This window comes from Nonomuraea sp. NPDC050022 (assembly GCF_044460705.1).
Lineage (GTDB): Bacteria > Actinomycetota > Actinomycetes > Streptosporangiales > Streptosporangiaceae > Nonomuraea.
Map to the genome: position 1 here is coordinate 449,662 of NZ_JBITKE010000006.1, position 17,594 is coordinate 467,255.

A 17,594-nucleotide genomic window follows, 5' to 3' on the forward strand; every position below is an offset into this window, starting at 1 on the left:
CTGAGAGGTCAGGCTTCGCCTGTGAACTCTGTGAAGCCTGCGAAAAGGGAGGTCGGGCCTTCGCCTAAGAAGGCGGTGCCGATGGTGGGGCGGCGCTCGGGGGTGTTCCGAGGCGCAGCAGAGCGGTCTCGAAGAGCCCGCACATGTCGATCGCCGGGTCGCGGAGCCACTGCAGTTGCAGGCCGTTCATCAGCGCGACCAACTCGGTGGCGGTGGCGGCCGGGTCGAGGGCGGCGGACAGTTCGCCCTTCTCCTGGTCGGAGGTGATGAGCTGGGTGATCCGGTTTCGTACGCGCTGGTTGCGCTGGAAGAAGAAGTCGTGGGCCGGGTGCGCCGGGTCGAGGCTCTCGGCCGCCTGGACGGTGAACAGCCGGACGAGACCGGGTTGTGTCTCGTTGCGGCGGCAGAAGGCCATGAGCCATTCCCTGGTGGAGGGCCGGCCGCCCTGGAACTGCGCCTCGACGAACTGCTCGTCCTGAAGGTCGCGCTGCTGGAGCACCGCGAGGATGAGGGCCTCCTTGCCGGAGAAGTGGTGCAGCAGGCCGGGCTGAGAGACCCCGACCTTAGCGGCCACCTCGGCCAGGCTCGTGCCCCGGAAGCCCGCGATGGCGAACGCGTCCGCGGCGACGGCGAGGATCTGCTCCCGCCGCGCGGCCGCCGGGCGGCGAACCCGGCCTGCCTCTGCCTGCGCCATGCGTGACTCCTTTCCGCTCCGGCCACCGTACGACGGCGGAAGGTCTCCCGTCCCTCGTCGCCCGGCCGGTGTGGCCCGGCTCAAGGCCGGGTTACTACTGTGTTAATTACCCGTAACCTACCGAGTACTCGGTAGGTAAGGAAGACCCTACCCGCTGGTAACTTTCGCTGGATTCTCACGATCTTCGCAGGTCCGCGCCAATGCGTCGGCGATCAGCGCCAGCCTGGCCCGGGGCAGCAGCCCGACGGCGGTGGCCGCGATCTCCACGAGGCTGAGCCCGCCGGCCATGGCCGCGAGCGGGCCCGAAAGCAGACCCGGGACATGCTCGTCCAGAAGCACCCGCGCGGCCGGATCGGCCAGCAATTCCCGCAAGGGGGTGTGCGCGCTCAGCGGCCCGTCCGGGTAGTCCTCGCGCCGCACCGGCTCGCGTGCCGCCACGACCTGGGCCCACTGGCGGCGCACCTGCAGATGCCGCTCGCCGGGCTCGCCGTCCTGGGGCAGGCCGAGGCGCTCGTACTGCTCGGGCGGCGCGTCGGTGTCCCGCAGCAGGCCGACCAGGAGCCGGATCATCCGGGCCTCCAGCGCGTCGTCGACGAGCGGGTGGCGCTGCTCCGGGTCCTCCTGGAGGTCGAACAGCAGGGTGCCGAAGGCGTACGGGTTGGACATCGCCTGGCCCGTGGTCCGCAGCACCGGCACGCCCTTGGAGAAGGCGAACGGCGCGGCCAGTTCGGCGTCGCGCAGTTCCTCGGGACGGAAGCGGGCCATCATGTGCGTGGGCATCAGCGTGTACTCGGCCAGCGGCGCGTTCGCGGCGGTCGCCGGGGCGCGCATGTAGACGTGGCGTCCGTCGGTCACGCTCACGTGCCCGCCGAAGGCACCGAAGAGCGCGGCCTCGCGCACCTGGCGATCCGCGGCGACCGTCTCCGCCAGCGGCCTGCCCTGCATGTCGGGGGGACGCGGGAGACCGAACCAGTCGAGCAGCGTCGGCCCGAAGTCGATCGTCTGCACCAGGGCGGAGCGGCGTTCGCCCGCCGCCTGCGCGGCGCGGGGATCCCAGACGAACAGCGGGGTGTGGATCGTCTCGTCGTACCACGGCGGCACGTTCTTGCCCCACCAGCCGTGCTCGCCCAGCAGGAAGCCGTGGTCGGTGACGACCATGAGCAGGGTGTCGCGCCACAGGTCCAGCTCGTCCATGCGATCGAGCACCCGGCCCAGCGAGCGGTCGCACATCGACAGCAGCGCCGAGTAGCGGTTGCGTACGTGCGCCACCTGCTCGGGGGTCTCCAGCACCTGCGCGTAGTCGGGCCAGTCCAGGTGCGGACCGTCGTAGTCCTCGGGGTAGAGGTCGTGATAGCGCTGGTAGCTGAAGAACGGCTCGTGCGGGTCGAACGTCTCGATCTGCAGGAACCAGCCGTCCTCGGCGTGGTTGACGTCCAGGAAGTGCAGGCCCGCGTCGAAGGTCAGCGTCTGCGGGTGGTCGGCCTCGTCGGCGAGGTATTGCCGGTTCACCCAGTCCTGGCGGTAGGCGGGCCGCCGGACGCGCTTGAGATCCTGCGGCATCTCCGGGTCGGCGACCTGGCCCTTCCAGAAGTCGCCCTCCTGGCCGCGGAAGAACTCGTAGGTGCGGAACCGGTTGTGGTAGGTCGCTCCTCCGTCCTCCCAGTAGTGGGCGTGGTCGGTGGCCAGGTGCGTGTGCACGCCCGCGTCGGTGAGCAACTGCGGCACCGAGTCGTCGAACGGCTCCAGCGGCCCCCATCCCCGGTGCAGGAAGTTGTAGCGCCCGGTGTGCATCTCCCGGCGCGCCGGCATGCACGGCATGCTCCCCGCGTAACAGTTGTCGAAGACGGCCGTGCGCTCGGCGAGCCGGGCGAAGTTCGGCGCGTGCGTATCCCGCGCCCCATAGGCCGGCAGATGGCGGCGGTTGAGGCTGTCGAACATGACGACGATGGCCTTCACGGGGTCTCACTTTCCGGCGAGGTCCTTTACCTACCGAGTATTAGGTAGGTAACGTCACGGACATACAACAGCCGCACCGGCGTCATGGCAACCCCTCCGGAGGACTCGTGGCCCGCTCACCCAACGTCGTCGTGATCGTCGCCGACCAGCTCAGGGCCGACGCGGTGGGCGCGTTCGGCGCCGAGCGCGCCCGTACCCCGCACCTCGACGCGCTCGCCGCCGACGGGATGACGTTCACGAACGCGTTCGTCCAGCACCCGGTGTGCTCGCCGAGCCGGGCGTCGTTCCTCACCGGCTGGTACCCGCACACGGCCGGTCACCGGACCCTCGACGCGCTCCTGCGGCCGGAGGAACCGAACTTCCTGCGCACGTTCCGCGACCAGGGCTACCGGGTGGTCTGGGCGGGCGACCGGGGCGACACGTTCGCGCCGGGCGCGACCGAGCTCAGCGCGGACGAGCACGGCTTCACGCGGCCGCCCGCCGGGTCACATTGGGGAGGCGAGCCGTACGAGCGCGGGCGCCGCCGCCCCGAGATCACCGGGGTCGGGGCCGACGACCCGCTCTGGGACCGGCTCTTCTACGGCGGCGAGGTCCTGGACGACGCGGTCGGCTTCGACGAGGCGGCCGTGCGGACCGCGGAGTCGTGGCTGAGCGACGCCCACGAACAACCGTGGCTGCTGTTCGTGCCCCTGCTGGCACCGCACTGCCCCTTCGAGGTGCCGCAGCCGTGGTTCTCCCTGCACGACCGCGCCGCACAGCCCGCGCCGGTCCCGCCTCCGTCCGGGAACGCGCCGGCTTACCTCTCGGCGATCCGGGACAAGCACGGACTCGCCCGCGCCACTCCCGAGATCTGGCAGGAGGTCGCCGCCGTCTACCACGGCATGGTCTCCCGGCTGGACGATCACGTCGGGCGCGTGCGCGCCGCCGTCGCCGCGACGGGCGCGGCCGAGGACACCGTGTTCGCCTTCTTCTCCGACCACGGGGAGTACCTGGGCGACTTCGGCGTCATCGAGAAGTGGCCGTCGGCCATGCACGCCTGCGTCACCCGCGACCCCCTGATCCTCAGCGGCGGCCCGGTGCCCGCGGGCCGCACCAGCGACGCCCTCGTCGAACTCGTCGACGTCTTCCCCTCCCTGCTCGACCTCGCCGGGATCCGCGCCACCCACAGCCACTACGGGCGCAGCCTGCGGCCGCTGTTCGACGATCCGGACGCCGAGCACCGGGCGTACGCCTTCACCGAGGGCGGGTTCCTGGCCGAGGAGGAGCCGCGGATGGAGCGCGGGGCCTTCCCGTACGACCTCAAGGGCGAGCTCCAGCACGAGAACCCGCGCCTGGCCGGCAAGGCGTTCGCCGCCCGTGACCGCGACTGGACCTACGTGTGGCGGCTCTACGAAGGACCTGAACTGTACGACCGCCGCGCCGACCCGGACGAGACCCGGAACCTCAGCGGCTCCCCGCGCCATGCGGCCGTGGAGGACAGGATGCGCACCGCCATCCTGTCCTGGCTCGCCGCCACCACGGACGTCCTGCCCCCGAACCGCGACCCCCGCCGGCCGGCGGTCAACCTACCGGCGCCCGGCCAGGCGGGAAGCCCGCGATCGGCCCCAAGGACCTCCGCGTCGCTCCGGACGTCCTCCCAGGCGGGCTGACGCCCGCCCCCTCTAGGGCCTCGCTGCGCTCGGGCTGACTTCCCGAACACGCTTCGCCGGGTCGGCTGATTGGAGTGGGCTTGCCCGTAGTGGCAACACCATCGAGACCAGCACCGACTCCAACCGCTAGTCCCAGACCCAAGCGCGCCACCGACCCCCACCGCGCAAGCAGCGGAGCCGAACCGCCTGATCTCAGTGGTCTTCTAGCCGGTGACCCCTGGTTGGGCCGAGTCGGCCAGGGTTGCGACCAGTATGAGGCCTTCGTCGGCGAAGAGGGATCCTCCCTGTGCTCCCTCGGCTCGCGTCTCTAGCAGGACCAGGTGGGAGGAACCATCGGGCTGGGGGACGACGCGGACCTGCCGTATCTCGCTGGAACCGACCTCCTGCAGGTCGGGGTGGATCGCCGTCGGGGTCCAGTGAATTTTCCACGCGCGGTCGAAATCGATGACTTCGAGGTGCCCGTCGTAGGAGTAGGGGACCGGCCCGTCGAGAGTGACGGAGAACGTGGCGTCATAGGCGGCGGCCTGTCCGAAATTCCGGTTGGACTCGGGACGGACGCGGGTCTGCCGGATGGTGATCTTCTTGGCCTGGGAGCCCCTGGTGAAGGCGTCATAGATGCCGTCGAAGTCGCGAGGCGGTTCCAGTACCTGGGCTTTCATGGCGCGCAGGTCGCCGCGTTGCCAGGCCGTCAGGAACGCGGTCACCGTCTGCTGGGGCGAGCCTTCGGTGCGCATCGACAGGTAGACGGCGGCGCCTAGACCGAGGACGGTAGCCAGGGCTAGAGCGATGGTGATCCTTGGCCGGCGCCAATATCGAGAAAATGCGGACATTGTTGGTCAACTGTACTGGCGAGATACGGCTGTGGCCGCCCGAGTCGCAGCATGTGCACGAGACCCGCACTTATCGCCAGACGGCTTCAAGGCTCCTGGCCAGATGCCGCGCGGAGTGACGCCGGTTTCGCGGCGGAAGGCGCGCGGCAGCTGGAGTCGGGGAAGGCCCGCCACACTGTTAGCCACGGTGAGCCTGCGGCCCAGCTCCGCTGCCGTCCATCATGAGGGTGTCGTTGCCAGTGCCCTGCTGGCAGGTGATGACAACCCCGTGGAGGTCTTCGCCGACGCGGCCTACTCCACGGGTTCCTGCCGCCCTTAGGCCGTAACAACAGCGGATTCGCTAGAAGCGCCTGGCGACCTCGCGGGCCCGCTCGTCGGCCTGCTTCCGCTCATCCTCATAAGACCCGGTCAACGTCGGATGGTGGCGGATCTCCTGGACGTCGTCGATCCCGGCCCAGCGCAACCACCCGTCGAAGAACGTCGACTGGAAGTCACTCCCGAACTCGGCCCCGATCCCCGGTCCCCAGACCGAGCTGGTGTAGACGACAGCGGCCCGCTTCCCGCTCAGCAGGTGCTGGTAGCCGGTCTCCGGATCCACCCCGAACACCATGCCCGGCTGGCTGACCACGTCGATGAACTGTTTGAGCTTGTACGGCACGCCCATGTTCCACATGGGCACGCTGAACAGATACCGATCATAGGCATCGAACCGCTCGAACGTCCGCACAGCCGCCTCCCAGGCCACCGCCTCCTCTCCTACCGGCACACCCCCTCCGAACACGGTCATCTTGGCCTTCGCCGCAGGGGGCCCGAACTCCGGCAAACTCCCGTCCCACAGATCGAAGTGGTCGACCCGCCCTCCGGGATGTGTGGCGAGGTACTCCTCGGCGAAGGTCGAGGCGATGGCGAGCGAGATCGACTCCGCTCCTCTGGGGGAGGCGGAAATGTGCAGCAAACGGCTCATGGTTGTCCCCTTCCGGACTGTGGTCCGCTTATGGGAAGACAATACGGACCACGGTCCGGTTGGTCAACTGCGGGCGCTCGGTCCGTGTGGGCTAGGGCGGCCTCCCTGGAACCGTAGATCTTGGAGGGGCCCCCATGGGGTCGGCTCGGAAACGATTCGGCAACCACCGTCGGCTTTCCCGGCCATCGCGTGGCGGAATGAGCCCGGCGCGCTGGGCATTTCAATTAAGTGATAAGTGGAATGGCAAGAGTGGATCATCTCCGTTTGCAGTTCTGATGGCGAGGAAATCAAGGCGATGCCGCGCATTGGCAATGGGTGGCCGGAGTGGGCGTTTCCGATCGAAGTGGACAATCCGGAAACCAGCGCGATGCTGAGTACCAATGAACGCGACAACGGCGGGGGTTGCACATGTCCCGAGCGCGTACACAGCGGTGCTCATTCGCGCCTGATCCGCCGCACTTTCGGAACCCGCACTCCTCTCTTGCCGCCCCTTCGTGGCATTTCCTGATCGGCGCGTACGCAGCGCGCCCTCTGCAGCGTCCATAGCCCTACCGGCCCGCCTGAGGAGTTCTCATGAAGCGACTCTCGATCCTCGTTTCTACGCCGCTGGCCCTGCTTGTCGCGGCGGCACTGCCCGCGCAGGCTGTAAGCCCGCACTTCGTTTCAGCCGTCGCCCAGCTGGGCGGTACGAACTTGATCGTCTCGTTCAAGGAAGCCGGACTCGGCACCAACGAGAGCATCGACTATGCCGCGAGGGCGAGCGCGGCGGCCACGTACGTCTGCGTCAACCGGGGCGCGAGGAATCCCAGCGCCCAGAACAAGCAAGTCAATTCCGGCGAGGTGACCGCGACCGGCACATTCAGCTCTGGCAGGAACGGCCAGGTGACGGCCTCGCTCGCGATCCTCCCGCCGTCGCCGGAGGGCTTCTCCTGTCCGCCTGGACAGAGCCTGGAGATCGCGCGGGTGACCTATAAGGAGGTGGAGATCGCCGATGACACGAATGGTGTCACGGCGTCGATCCCAGGCACGTTCGGCGCTGGGTGCCTGTTGCCTGAAGTGAAGGGTGCCTGCTAGGGAGCCAAGGGTTCGAACGCGGAGGACCGGCCTGTGGGCCGGTCCTCCGCTGCTTGATAGCGGACAACTATCCGAGATAGGTGTCGAGCCCCGCGACCCTTGCGTAGTCGCTCACGTCGAGCGGGTTCAGGCCTAGGCGTACCAGCCGGGATAGAGGGCGGCGCAGTGGACGCGCCGGTTATATAGGACAATATGGCTTACATTATTATATTTAGCGGCGCAGAGAGTATATTAGTGGCCGAAGTAGGGCGGCTGGGTGAGCATTTCAATTAAATGACAAGCGGAGTGGCAAGTGTGCATCATCTCCGTTTGCAGTCCTGGTGGCGAGGAAATCAAGGCGATGTCGAACGTCCGCAATGGGTGACCGGAACGAGCGTTTCTGATCGAAGTGGACAATTTCCAACACGTCGGAATTGATACCCCCGAAAGGAAACTGAACTTGCTCAGGTCGAACGACATTGTTGGCGTTTCGGTCTGATCGGCACGCAATTCGCGCTTCTGCCGAACAGCGACTCTTCCCTGCACCTCATGTCAGCAAATGCCAAAATCCCGAATTCAGTGTAGAGCAACGCCTGAGGAGTTCTCATGAAGCGACTCTCGATCCTCGTTTCTACGCCGCTGGCCCTGCTTGTCGCGGCGGCACTGCCCGCGCAGGCTGTAAGCCCGCACTTCGTTTCAGCCAGCGCCCAGCTGGGCGGTACGAACTTGATCGTCTCGTTCAAGGAAGCCGGACTCGGCACCAACCAGAGCATCGACTACGTCGCGAGTGCGACCTCGACGGCCACGTACGTCTGCGTCAACCGGGGCGGGAAGAATCCCAGCGCCCAGAACAAGCAAGTCAATTCCGGCGAGGTGACCGCGACCGGCACGTTCAGCTCTGGCAGGAACGGTCAGGTGACGGCCTCGCTCGCGATCCTCCCGCCGTCGGCGGGGACCTTCTCCTGTCCGCCTGGACAGAGCCTGGAGATCGCGCAGGTGACCTACACGAGCGTTAAGATCACCGATGACACGAATGGCGTCACGGCGTCGATCCCGGGCACGTTCGACACCGGGTGCCTGTTGCCTGACGTGAAGGGCGCCTGCTAGGAAGCCAAGGGCTCGAACACGGAGGGCCGGCCCATGGGTCGGCCCTCCGCTGTTTGCTCCTCCCGATCAGGCGGCCACGACCTGGACGATCTCGCGAGGCCGTGTCTCACGCTGGTCATAGGCCAGATCGAGTGCCACCTCCTGTATCGCGGCCAGCGACGCGGCGAACGCCTCGTCCGACTCCCACTGCACGATCGAGATCACCGCGTCGCCTGCCGCCGGCCGTGCTCGAACGTTCGGTGGCGATGGTCCGCGACAGCCTCGCCGAGGTGTCAGGGGAGGGGGAGACGAGATTCGATAGCAGGGGCTGCCGGCGCCCGAGCAGGCGCCGGCCGCGCTCCGCGTGCTGGTGGCCGGGATCCTGCCGACCGTGGACGATCTCCACCGCACGGAGGAGGGCGCCGCCCCTCCTCGGGGTCACCAAGTTGGGTAAGCCAGGCTTGGGCGTCGTGTTCGATCCCCCGACGGTCTGGTGCGGTGCTGGAACCCGAAAGCGGTGATCACGATGAAGGCGGCCCAGATGGCGCAGTAGCCGCCGAAGATCGCGCCGCCGCGGTCAACGGCGGGGTGGGTCGATGCGGGCGCCGTCCGGGGTGAAGATCATGAGGCGGTTCTGGTCGATGGCCACCTTGGCGGGCTCGCCGGCGCGCCAGACCGGGCGGCCGCCCAGCCGGACGATGATGTCGGAGCGGCGGTGGATGCCGCTGCCAGCGTTCTGTCCGACTTTTTCCTGTTCCTCCCGCTCCTCGGGTTGGGAGAACATCCGGCGGACCAGCCCGCCGAGTCCGGCGGAGCGGTCCTTGCGACCGTTGACCTGGACACGCCGGTCCGGCGGCTCGGGCACCGGTACGGCAGGGACGCCGCACTCGATGTAGGCCAGCCACTCGTGGCCGTGGTACTCCAGCGCCCGCACCCGGCCGAAGAACGACGGCCCCTCGTACGACTCGGGCACCGGCGCCAGCCCGTCGGGGCGCAGGCCGACCAGCACCTGGCCGCCGGTGTGCTGGGAGATGGCGTAGGCGCGGGGATCGCTCCACGGGAGCGTCAGCCGGTGCGGGCCGAAGTCGAGCATGACGTACTGGTTCTGCGGCGTGCGCACGGTCGCGGCCAGGAGGTTCAGCTGCTGGGAGTTGAGGAAGGCCGCCACGAACGCCGTCGCCGGGTCGTTGTAGATCTGCGCCGGAGTGCCGACATCCTGCAGGACGCCACGGTTGAGTATGGCGATCCGGTCGGCCAGCGTGAGCGCCTCGACCTGGTCGTGCGTCACGTAGATGGTGGTGACGTTCAGCGATCTGACCAGGGCGGAGATCTCCATGCGCAGCTCGGTGCGCATGCCGGCGTCGAGGTTGGACAGCGGCTCGTCCATGAGGAACAGCTTGGGCTGGCGGACGATCGCCCGTCCCATCGCGACGCGCTGGCGCTGGCCGCCGGATAGGGTGCCAGGGCGGCGCTCCAGCGTGTCGTCGATGTGCAGCGCCTTGCTCAGCTCGGTGACGCGCTCGCGTACCTGTGCCGGGTCCGACTTGGCGATCTCCAGGGGGAAGGCGATGTTGCCGCGTACGGTCCTGTGCGGGTAGAGGGCGCCGTTCTGGAACACCATGGCGACATCGCGATCACGTGGCGCCAGGTGGTTGGCCAGCTGGCCGTCCAGCCAGAGGTCCCCCTCGGTGATCTCCTCGAGGCCCGCGATCATCCGCAGCAGCGTGGACTTGCCACAGCCGGAGGGGCCGAGCAGAACGAGGAACTCGCCATTTTCGGCCTTCAGGCTCAGTCGGTCTACCGCCAGGTAGCCACCCGGGTACACCTTGGTCACTTTGTCGAGAACGACCGAGCTCATGGGCCCAACACCTTGCGCACGTGTCACCTGTGACGGGGCTGATTGAAGGGGTAGTACATCGCGCCTTAACGCTACATGTCCACCCTTGTCATAAAAGATCTCTGCCCAATCGGGTTTCGGCTAGGGGTTTTGGGCATCCGATGGCGGAATCATCCGGAAAAATCGTGACTTGGAAAGGCTTGCGGGAAATTGCGGCAAGAGCTTTCATTGTCGGGACCGTCTTAGGGGCTGCGGAGCATGATCAGGGGTGGCGCGAGGCTGTGACGTACTCCGTGTACAGGCGCGGCTTCGCCGCCTCCTACGCCCCGCGCGCGTCACATCCGGCGGCCCGGGGGAAAGTACAGTGGCGCGCATGACCGGTCACGCGCGCCTCGCCGACATCGCCGCCCAGGCCGGGGTGAGCGAGGCCACGGTCAGCCGGGTACTCAACGGCAAGCCCGGCGTCTCCGCCGCCACCCGCCAGGCCGTGATGACCGCGCTCGACCTCATGGGCTACGAACGGCCGCCCCGGCTGCGGCAGCGCAGCAACGGGCTCGTCGGCCTGGTCACCCCTGAGCTGGACAATCCGATCTTCCCGGCGTTCGCCCAGTCCATCGAGAAGGCGCTGACGCAGCACGGCTACACGCCCGTGCTCTGCACGCAGCTGCCGGGCGGCGCGCCCGAGGACGAGTTCACCGAACTGCTGGTCGACCGTGGGGTGAGCGGCATCGTGTTCGTGTCGGGGCTGCACGCCGACACCACCGCGCGGATGGACCGTTACACCAGGCTCACCGACCGCGGGCTGCCGATCGTGCTGGTCGACGGCTACAGCGAGCACATCGACGCGCCGTTCATCTCGCCCGACGACCGGCTCGCCGCGCGGCTGGCCGTACAGCATCTCGTGGACCTCGGACACGAGCGGATCGGGCTGGCGCTGGGGCCGCGCAGGTTCGTACCCGTGATCAGGAAGATCGAGGGCTACCGGCAGGCCATGGCCCAGCTCCTCGGCACCAGCGCCGTCGACGAGCTGATCGCGCACTCGCTGTTCTCCGTCGAGGGCGGGCAGGCGGCGGCCATGCAGCTCCTGTCGCGCGGCTGCACCGGCATCGTGTGCGCCAGCGACCTGATGGCGCTGGGCGCGATCCGCGCCTGCCGCGAGAAGGGGCTGGCCGTGCCGGGCGAGGTGTCGGTGGTCGGCTTCGACGACTCGCCGCTGATCGCGTTCACGGATCCGCCACTGACCACCGTACGCAAGCCGATCGGCGCGATGGCCACGGCCGCGGTACAGACTTTGCTCGAAGAGGTCAACGGGGCGCCCGCCAAGCACGTGGAGCTCGTCTTCCAGCCCGAGCTGGTGGTCCGCGGCTCCACGGGCTCCGGCCCGCTGGTGAACCGATGACACCGTCCGTGCCCATGCGCGATGTTCTGGTTCTCGGCGGCGCCGGGGTCGACACCACCGTGTACGTGCCCGCGCTGCCCCTCCCGTACGAGGACACCTACTCCGTACCGCCCGTCCTCGACCGGATCGGCAACACCGGCGCCGGTGTCGCGCTCGGCTGCGCGGCGCTCGGGCTCGACGTCACGTTCGCCGACCTGATCGGCGACGACCCGCAGGGCGCGCTGATCCGCCACGCGCTGCGCGGCCTCGACTTCATCTGGGCGCCGGCGCGGGCGGGCACCCGGCGCAGCGTCCTGCTGGTCGATCCGGACGGCCGCCGCACCTCGCTGTTCGACCCCAGGGCCACGCCCGGCGAGCGGCTCCCGAGCCACCTCTACAAGGGCGTCCGCGCGCGGCACGCGCACGTGTCGATCACCGACTTCTGCCGCCATGTGTTCCCGGACCTGGACATGCCCGTCTCCACGGACCTGCACGACTGGAACGGCGTCGACGACTACCACGAGGACTTCGCCTACCGCTCCGACCTCGTCTTCCTCTCGGCGGCCGCGCTCGCCGACCCGGCCGCCACCATGGCCGCCATCATCGAACGCGGCCGTGCCCACACGGTCGTCTGCACGCGCGGCGCCGACGGCTGCCTGGTCCTCACCCGCGACGCGCCGCTGCGCGCCTTCCCGGCCGCGCCTCTGCCCGGTCCGGTCGCCGACAGCAACGGCGCGGGCGACGCGTTCGTCTCTGGCTTCCTGTACGGCACTCTGCGCGGACTACCCCTGGAGCAGCGCGTACGGCTCGGCGCCACCGCCGGAGCCCACGCCTGCACCGTCCTCGGCACCCACGAGTCCCCGATCACCGAGCCCACCCTGCTGAGCCGGGTGATCAGCCAGGACGGGGTCACCGAGCCCACTCCACCGAGCCGCGCGAAGGAGCCGAGCCCTAGCGATACTCCGTGATCGCGTCCTGGCCGATCGCCCACAGCGGCTTCCCGCCGGGGAGCGCGGTCATCGCGGTCACCGGGGCGGGAGGCGTGACCCGCGACCACCGTCCGCCCGCTTCGGCCAGCAGTCGGTACGCGTCCTTCGCATCCTCGGCGACGGACCTCCGGGAGGCGACCCACACCACGCCACCGCTGTCGCGGGCGATCCCGGTCAACTGCCCGCCGTCGATGGCGACCGCCCGCCAGGCCGTGCCGTTCCACCGGTAGGACAGAGGCCGGAACGCGCCGTCCGACGTCTCGTAGCCGCCCACGGCCCACACGTCATCGGCGGCCACGGCCAGCACCGCCGAGACCCGCGAGTCGACCGAGCCGGACGGCGACGGCGAGGGCTCCGACGGTGAGGGCAGTGGTACGCGTCGCCAGGCGCGCCCGACGAAGCGCGCGACGGCCGGCTCCGACTGCACGTAGCCGTCGTCCGGCAGCGGGTCCACCTCGCCGACCGCCCAGATGTCCTGCGGCGACACGGCGACGGCCGCGTACGTCGTGATGGGGATCGCCTGGCTGGTCCAGCGCTGCCCGTCGAAGTGCCGCGCCCACCCGTCACCGAGCGCCCACACCTGCCCCCCACCCAGCGCGACCACCTCGGACGGGCCCGCGGTATCCCCCTCAGAGGTGATCACCGGATCGGGGATGAACGACCAGCGCCGCCCGTCGAAGTGCAGCAGCCCGGACTCACCGCCCTCCTTGTCCTCGGCGATCACCCACACGTTGCCGGGGTCTGAGGCGTCTACCTTGGTGAGCGTGACGTATCGGGCTGCCTTCGGCAGTTCCTTCGTCAGCCGTCGCCAGCGCTCGCCATCCCAGCGGACCAGCAACGCCTCGTGGCCGTCGGTGCCGAACGTCCGCTCACCGACCGCCCACGCGTCGGCCGCGCCCGTGGCCGCGATGTCCAGGAAGTCGGCACCGTAGTCCAGCCCCTTCTGCCGGTAGACCACCCGCCAGCGACCCTCGGGGCGCGTCGCAACCGGGGTACTGCCGCTGGAGCCGGGGCTGGATGTGACGCGATCACTCGGGCTGGGTTTGGAGGCAACGCGATCCGTCGGGCCGGGGTCGCGGCCGTTAGCCGAAACGACCGAACATCCGGCCAATGCCACCATCGCCAGGGTGACAGCTGCCAGTCGCAGACCCACCATGCCTCCTGTGCGCGTCCGTCCTGGGTGATCTCCGTGGGCACGGGCCAAAAGGAGCGGCGCTCACACTACCGTCGCAGTGGTACACCCGCACGCCGCGGTCTCCTTCTCCAACTCGGGGCGCTTCAGGCTTCCGCGTGGCGGTCGATGCCGAGCGTGGCGATGAGGTCTTCATGGAGCTCGAACCAGACACGATGGCAGGAGTCGACATCGGTGCGGTCGACCCAGGCGCCCTGCCCGGCTCGGGCGCGCGCCAGGGCCGCGCCGAATCGCGTGTCGTATCCGCGGAACCGGGTGAGTACGCCCCGGAGCCGGTCCGCGAGTGGCAGGAGCGCGCGGTCGATGCCGGTGAGCTCGTCGAGGATCCGGGCGTCCCAGACGGGATCGGAGTGGTCGTTGACGGCGAGCCGATCGCCGGCGGTGGGCCGGAGCTGCCAGTCGGTACAGGCTCGTAGCAGGAGGGCGTTCAGTGGGAGGAACTCGCGGTAGGCGCCACGGACCTCGTCGGCACCGCCGACGCGGGCGAGCTCGGCCGCGAGCAGGCGCTCGTTCTCGGCTCGGCCCGTTTCGGTCAACGACCAACCCCCGCTTCCGGCGAAGGCGGTGTGCTCGACCCACCCACGTGCCTCGGCGTCGTGCAGCACCTCTTTCGTCTCGGCCGCGTCGAGCCCGTACCGATAAGCGATCACCGGGGTGTCCGCGAACCCGGTGATGCGTACGGAGTGCAGGACCAGGAGGTCGGTCGCGGAGTCCCGTGTCATGAGTCGGCGTCCGATCGTCCTGCCAGGCGGGTGTAATGCTGCTGGCACGCCTGCGGCGAGTTGAACCCCATCGCCTGTGCCATCTGTGCCCAGGTCAGTCCCGCGCTCCGGGCCGTGAACAGCAGCCCGGCTTCGAGTCCTTCGACCTCGGCGCGTGCGGCGGGCAGGAGGGCGAGCGCGCTCAGGATGTCCTCCGGGTCCAAATCGGCGTTGCGCCAGACGGCGAACTGCACGAGGTCGACCGCCGACAGCGGGGCGGGTGAGGGTCGCCATGGACGGGCGTCGAGCTCATCCGCGCCCAGGTCCAGGAGACGCTCACGCGCGTCCGCCTCGCGGCGGGCCTGTACGTGATCGGTCTGCGTGTTGTGAGCGATGTCCTGCTTGCGTGGCATGCACTTATCCTGCACAATCAACAAAACGTTGTCAATCATTTGTTGAAGGGTAAGGATGGATGATCGTACCCCTCATGGAGGCTGCCGCCGATACCTGCGGAGGTAAGGCCGGCGCACTCGGCACGTTGCTCCGCGCGGGTCTGCCGGTTCCTGACGGCTTCGTCGTCTCCTACGCCGCGTACCACGCCGCCATCCGCGACCTGGACCTCGGGCGGCTCGCCGGCGAGCCGGACGTGGCGCGGCAGATGCTTGAGTCCCGCCCGGTCCACGCCACCGTGGTCGATGCGCTGCGCCGCGCGCTCGACGAGCTCGGCGACCCGCCCGTGGCGGTCAGATCGTCGGCGGCGAATGAGGACACCGGCCAGGCATCGGCGGCCGGTCAGTACGAGAGCTTTCTCGCCGTGCGTGGAGCCGGTGAGGTCGCCGATGCCGTACGCGCCTGCTGGGCCTCGTTGTTCTCTCCCCGGGCCATCGACTACCGGCGCGACGACCAGCCGTCCGACGATCTTGTGATGGCCGTCCTCGTCCAACGCCATGTGGATGCCGAGGTCTCCGGGGTCATGTTCACGCCCGCGGGCCCGGACGACGCGACCCAGATCGAGGCGTCCTGGGGGCTCGGCCCCAGCGTCGTCGGAGGCACGGTCACCCCTGACGCCTACCGCGTCGCCGAGGACGCGTCGGTCACCCGTACCGTCGCGGACAAACGGACCCGCCTTGACCGGTACGGCACACGGCTCGTCATGAGCGACGTGCCTGCTGGTACCCGGAACCAGCCGACGATCGACGACGCGACCGCCACGCAACTGGCCAAGCTGGGCGAAGACATTGCCGCCGTACGGGGTGGGCCACAGGACATCGAGTGGGCGATCGTCGACGGCCGCGTCTGGATCCTGCAAGCACGCCCGGTCACGGCCGCACCCCCACCGCCGACCTCGCCTTCCAGCGCCTCGCACACCCCAGCCACCGCACTCACCGGAACCCCAACGACCGCACTCACCGGAGCCCCAGCCGCCACGCCCCCCGGAGCCCCCGGCGGCCACGGGACCGTATCTGGCACGCTCACCGGAACACCGGGCAGCCACGGGATCGTAACCGGCGCCGCGAGAATCGTTCGCGGCCCCGGCGACTTCGCCCGCGTGCGCCCGGGCGACATCCTCGTCTGCCCCTTCACCGACCCCGCTTGGACACCGCTGCTGCGCGTCGCCGCCGGTGTCATCACCGAGACCGGAGGCGTGCTCTCCCACGCCGCGATCGTCGCTCGTGAGCACGCCATCCCCGCCGTCCTCGGCATCCCGAACGCGACGAGCACGCTCCACGACGACACCGTCATCACCCTCGATGGCACCAACGGCACCGTCACGGCGGCACCCGCGTGACTGATCACTTCTGTCCCTGGCCGGTCTCTGTCAGACCAAGAGCCGACCCCACCCAGGCATCCCGTCACCGAACCCACACCTACGGATCGAAATCGAAGGAGATGGGAAGCGGGCCCGCACGGGCACCGCGCCCCTGACTACTCATGGCAACGCGACACCTCTACCTGGCGCGCCACGGCGCGGCCAACGCGTTCGGGGAGCTCACCGGCATCGGGCACCAGCAGGCGGGCCTGCTGGGCGAGCGGCTCGCCGGCGTACCGGTCGACGCCGTGTGGCATTCTCCGCTGCCACGCGCCGTGGCGAGCGCCCACGAACTCGCCCGGCATCTACCGAACGTGCCCGTGGCCGAGGCCGCCGAACTCATCGACCACGTGCCCTACGTCCCCAGTCCGGCCGAAACGCCTCCGTCCTGGGTCGGCTTCTTCGACGGCTACGACGAAGCAGAGGCAGCCTCGGGCCAGAGGCTGGCCGAGGCCCTGGTCGCCCGGTTCGCGAAGGTCCCCGAGAGGGCCACTGAGACGACCGCCAAAGCCACTGAGACGACCGCCAAAGGCACTGAGACGACCCCCGAAGGGACCCAGCGCGACACACACGAGGTCCTGGTGACGCACGCCTATCCGATCGCGTGGCTGGTGCGACACGCGCTGGACGCGCCGCCATCCCGGTGGCTCGGACTGAACAGCGCCAACACCGCGCTGACGGTCATCGAGTACCGCGACCGCCTGCCGCCCACGCTCGTGATGTTCAACGACATGAGTCACCTCCCGACCGGCCTGCGCTGGACCGGGTTCCCCGAAAGCATCAGGCCGTGAGGTAGCTCCTGCTGTCCGTACGGCCGAGGCGCTCTAGGGTCGAGAACGTGAACCTCATCGGTGCGGTGGTCCAGTTGTGTGCGCTGGTGGTGGCGTTCAGGCCGCGCGTCCCTCCCGCGTACTCGGCCGTGGGCGGGGGAGCGGTCTCCCTGGCGATCACCGCCTACCATCCGCTGACCGGTACCCGTGGAGACGGCACGTTCTGGCTGCTGATCGAGGTGCCGGCACTGCTCGTGCTGACGATGCTCGCGGCCCGCCGCGCGCCTCTCGCAGCCCTCGTACCCGGTCTCGCGGTTTCGACCATCTTGCTGAGAATGGTCTGGCCCGGCCCGCCCTCGCTGATCCTGGCCGGTTGCGCGGGCTGGTCGCTGGGGGCGGTCGGGGTCGCCACGGCCGGGCTCTACCTGCGTTCGCTCGACGGCAACCGGCGTCGGGCGGTGGCGCAGGCCGTACGGGATCAGCGGCTCGCTCTGGCGCGTGACCTGCACGATTTCGTGGCGCACGATGTCAGCGGCATGCTCGTACAGGCCCAGGCCGCCCGGCTCGCTCCAGAGCTGCCGCCGCGGATCGAGGACGCCCTGCGGCGCATCGAGGAGGGCGGCCAGCGGGCCCTGACGTGTTAGAAACCTGACGCCGGTCATGTGCCGGATCACTCCCTGAGGCG

Annotated in this window: 18 protein-coding genes; 9 read left to right on the plus strand and 9 right to left on the minus strand. The window is 69.1% G+C overall.

Features of this window, described 5'->3' with window-relative positions; genetic code table 11:
* Nucleotides 1–64: 64 nt before the first annotated feature.
* Both ACIBO2_RS27875 and ACIBO2_RS27880 read right to left on the minus strand, forming a co-directional pair.
* On the minus strand, nucleotides 65–694 hold the full coding sequence (locus tag ACIBO2_RS27875; RefSeq protein WP_358556899.1) for a TetR/AcrR family transcriptional regulator: 630 nt from the start codon (nucleotides 692–694) through the stop codon (nucleotides 65–67).
* 147 nt (nucleotides 695–841) lie between these two features.
* Nucleotides 842–2,650 carry a sulfatase gene (locus ACIBO2_RS27880; RefSeq protein WP_397300513.1) on the minus strand — a complete coding sequence of 603 codons (1,809 nt, stop codon included), beginning with the start codon at nucleotides 2,648–2,650 and terminating at the stop codon, nucleotides 842–844.
* 107 nt (nucleotides 2,651–2,757) lie between these two features.
* Between ACIBO2_RS27880 and ACIBO2_RS27885 the strand changes: the two genes are divergently transcribed.
* Nucleotides 2,758–4,299 (plus strand): sulfatase-like hydrolase/transferase, encoded by a 1,542-nt coding sequence (locus tag ACIBO2_RS27885; protein ID WP_397300515.1) that lies wholly within the window; start codon nucleotides 2,758–2,760, stop codon nucleotides 4,297–4,299.
* Nucleotides 4,300–4,502: 203 nt separating this feature from the next.
* Here the strand turns inward: ACIBO2_RS27885 and ACIBO2_RS27890 are convergent, their stop codons facing one another.
* Both ACIBO2_RS27890 and ACIBO2_RS27895 read right to left on the minus strand, forming a co-directional pair.
* Nucleotides 4,503–5,033 carry an NTF2-like N-terminal transpeptidase domain-containing protein gene (locus ACIBO2_RS27890; RefSeq protein ID WP_397300517.1) on the minus strand — a complete coding sequence of 177 codons (531 nt, stop codon included), beginning with the start codon at nucleotides 5,031–5,033 and terminating at the stop codon, nucleotides 4,503–4,505.
* 436 nt (nucleotides 5,034–5,469) lie between these two features.
* Nucleotides 5,470–6,093 carry an FMN-dependent NADH-azoreductase gene (locus tag ACIBO2_RS27895; protein ID WP_397300520.1) on the minus strand — a complete coding sequence of 208 codons (624 nt, stop codon included), beginning with the start codon at nucleotides 6,091–6,093 and terminating at the stop codon, nucleotides 5,470–5,472.
* Between the two features lie 235 nt (nucleotides 6,094–6,328).
* Between ACIBO2_RS27895 and ACIBO2_RS27900 the strand changes: the two genes are divergently transcribed.
* The 3 genes from ACIBO2_RS27900 (at nucleotide 6,329) to ACIBO2_RS27910 (ending at nucleotide 8,253) form a co-directional block, all read left to right on the plus strand.
* On the plus strand, nucleotides 6,329–6,601 hold the full coding sequence (locus ACIBO2_RS27900) for a hypothetical protein (protein WP_358556914.1): 273 nt from the start codon (nucleotides 6,329–6,331) through the stop codon (nucleotides 6,599–6,601).
* Nucleotides 6,602–6,666: 65 nt separating this feature from the next.
* Nucleotides 6,667–7,167, plus strand: coding sequence for a hypothetical protein (locus ACIBO2_RS27905; RefSeq protein ID WP_358556917.1), 501 nt, complete (start codon nucleotides 6,667–6,669; stop codon nucleotides 7,165–7,167).
* A gap of 585 nt (nucleotides 7,168–7,752) precedes the next feature.
* On the plus strand, nucleotides 7,753–8,253 hold the full coding sequence (locus tag ACIBO2_RS27910; RefSeq protein ID WP_358556920.1) for a hypothetical protein: 501 nt from the start codon (nucleotides 7,753–7,755) through the stop codon (nucleotides 8,251–8,253).
* 66 nt (nucleotides 8,254–8,319) lie between these two features.
* Here ACIBO2_RS27910 and ACIBO2_RS27915 read toward each other — a convergent pair whose 3' ends face one another.
* Together ACIBO2_RS27915 and ACIBO2_RS27920 are read right to left on the minus strand one after the other, a co-directional pair.
* The gene (locus tag ACIBO2_RS27915; protein ID WP_358556922.1) at nucleotides 8,320–8,457 is read right to left on the minus strand and encodes a hypothetical protein; all 138 of its coding nucleotides are present in this window, start codon (nucleotides 8,455–8,457) and stop codon (nucleotides 8,320–8,322) included.
* A 352-nt stretch (nucleotides 8,458–8,809) separates the two neighbouring features.
* Entirely contained in the window at nucleotides 8,810–10,090 is a 1,281-nt protein-coding gene (locus tag ACIBO2_RS27920) for an ATP-binding cassette domain-containing protein (protein ID WP_358556925.1), read from the minus strand.
* 352 nt (nucleotides 10,091–10,442) lie between these two features.
* On the opposite strand from ACIBO2_RS27920, the gene ACIBO2_RS27925 reads away from it, so the two are divergent.
* The gene (locus ACIBO2_RS27925; RefSeq protein WP_358556928.1) at nucleotides 10,443–11,468 is read left to right on the plus strand and encodes a LacI family DNA-binding transcriptional regulator; all 1,026 of its coding nucleotides are present in this window, start codon (nucleotides 10,443–10,445) and stop codon (nucleotides 11,466–11,468) included.
* 14 nt (nucleotides 11,469–11,482) lie between these two features.
* On the plus strand, nucleotides 11,483–12,415 hold the full coding sequence (locus tag ACIBO2_RS27930) for a PfkB family carbohydrate kinase (protein ID WP_397300526.1): 933 nt from the start codon (nucleotides 11,483–11,485) through the stop codon (nucleotides 12,413–12,415).
* Here the strand turns inward: ACIBO2_RS27930 and ACIBO2_RS27935 are convergent.
* From ACIBO2_RS27935 to ACIBO2_RS27945, 3 genes are all read right to left on the minus strand, one after another.
* Complete coding sequence (locus ACIBO2_RS27935; protein WP_397300528.1) at nucleotides 12,399–13,394, minus strand: hypothetical protein; 996 nt, start codon at nucleotides 13,392–13,394, stop codon at nucleotides 12,399–12,401. The two genes, ACIBO2_RS27930 and ACIBO2_RS27935, sit on opposite strands and share 17 nt — an antisense overlap.
* Nucleotides 13,395–13,714: 320 nt before the next feature.
* Nucleotides 13,715–14,350: a transcriptional regulator gene (locus tag ACIBO2_RS27940; RefSeq protein WP_358556937.1), complete on the minus strand. Its 636-nt coding sequence runs from the start codon at nucleotides 14,348–14,350 to the stop codon at nucleotides 13,715–13,717.
* The gene (locus ACIBO2_RS27945) at nucleotides 14,347–14,742 is read right to left on the minus strand and encodes a DNA-binding protein (protein ID WP_397300531.1); all 396 of its coding nucleotides are present in this window, start codon (nucleotides 14,740–14,742) and stop codon (nucleotides 14,347–14,349) included. The genes ACIBO2_RS27940 and ACIBO2_RS27945 overlap by 4 nt, the downstream gene beginning before the upstream one ends.
* 59 nt (nucleotides 14,743–14,801) lie before the next feature.
* Between ACIBO2_RS27945 and ACIBO2_RS27950 the strand changes: the two genes are divergently transcribed.
* From ACIBO2_RS27950 to ACIBO2_RS27960, 3 genes are all read left to right on the plus strand, one after another.
* The gene (locus ACIBO2_RS27950; protein WP_358556942.1) at nucleotides 14,802–16,118 is read left to right on the plus strand and encodes a PEP/pyruvate-binding domain-containing protein; all 1,317 of its coding nucleotides are present in this window, start codon (nucleotides 14,802–14,804) and stop codon (nucleotides 16,116–16,118) included.
* Nucleotides 16,119–16,261: 143 nt separating this feature from the next.
* Nucleotides 16,262–16,930, plus strand: a complete 669-nt coding sequence (locus tag ACIBO2_RS27955) for a histidine phosphatase family protein (protein WP_397300534.1) — start codon at nucleotides 16,262–16,264, stop codon at nucleotides 16,928–16,930.
* Between the two features lie 47 nt (nucleotides 16,931–16,977).
* The gene (locus tag ACIBO2_RS27960) at nucleotides 16,978–17,553 is read left to right on the plus strand and encodes a histidine kinase dimerization/phosphoacceptor domain-containing protein (RefSeq protein ID WP_397300537.1); all 576 of its coding nucleotides are present in this window, start codon (nucleotides 16,978–16,980) and stop codon (nucleotides 17,551–17,553) included.
* Nucleotides 17,554–17,594 lie beyond the last annotated feature (41 nt).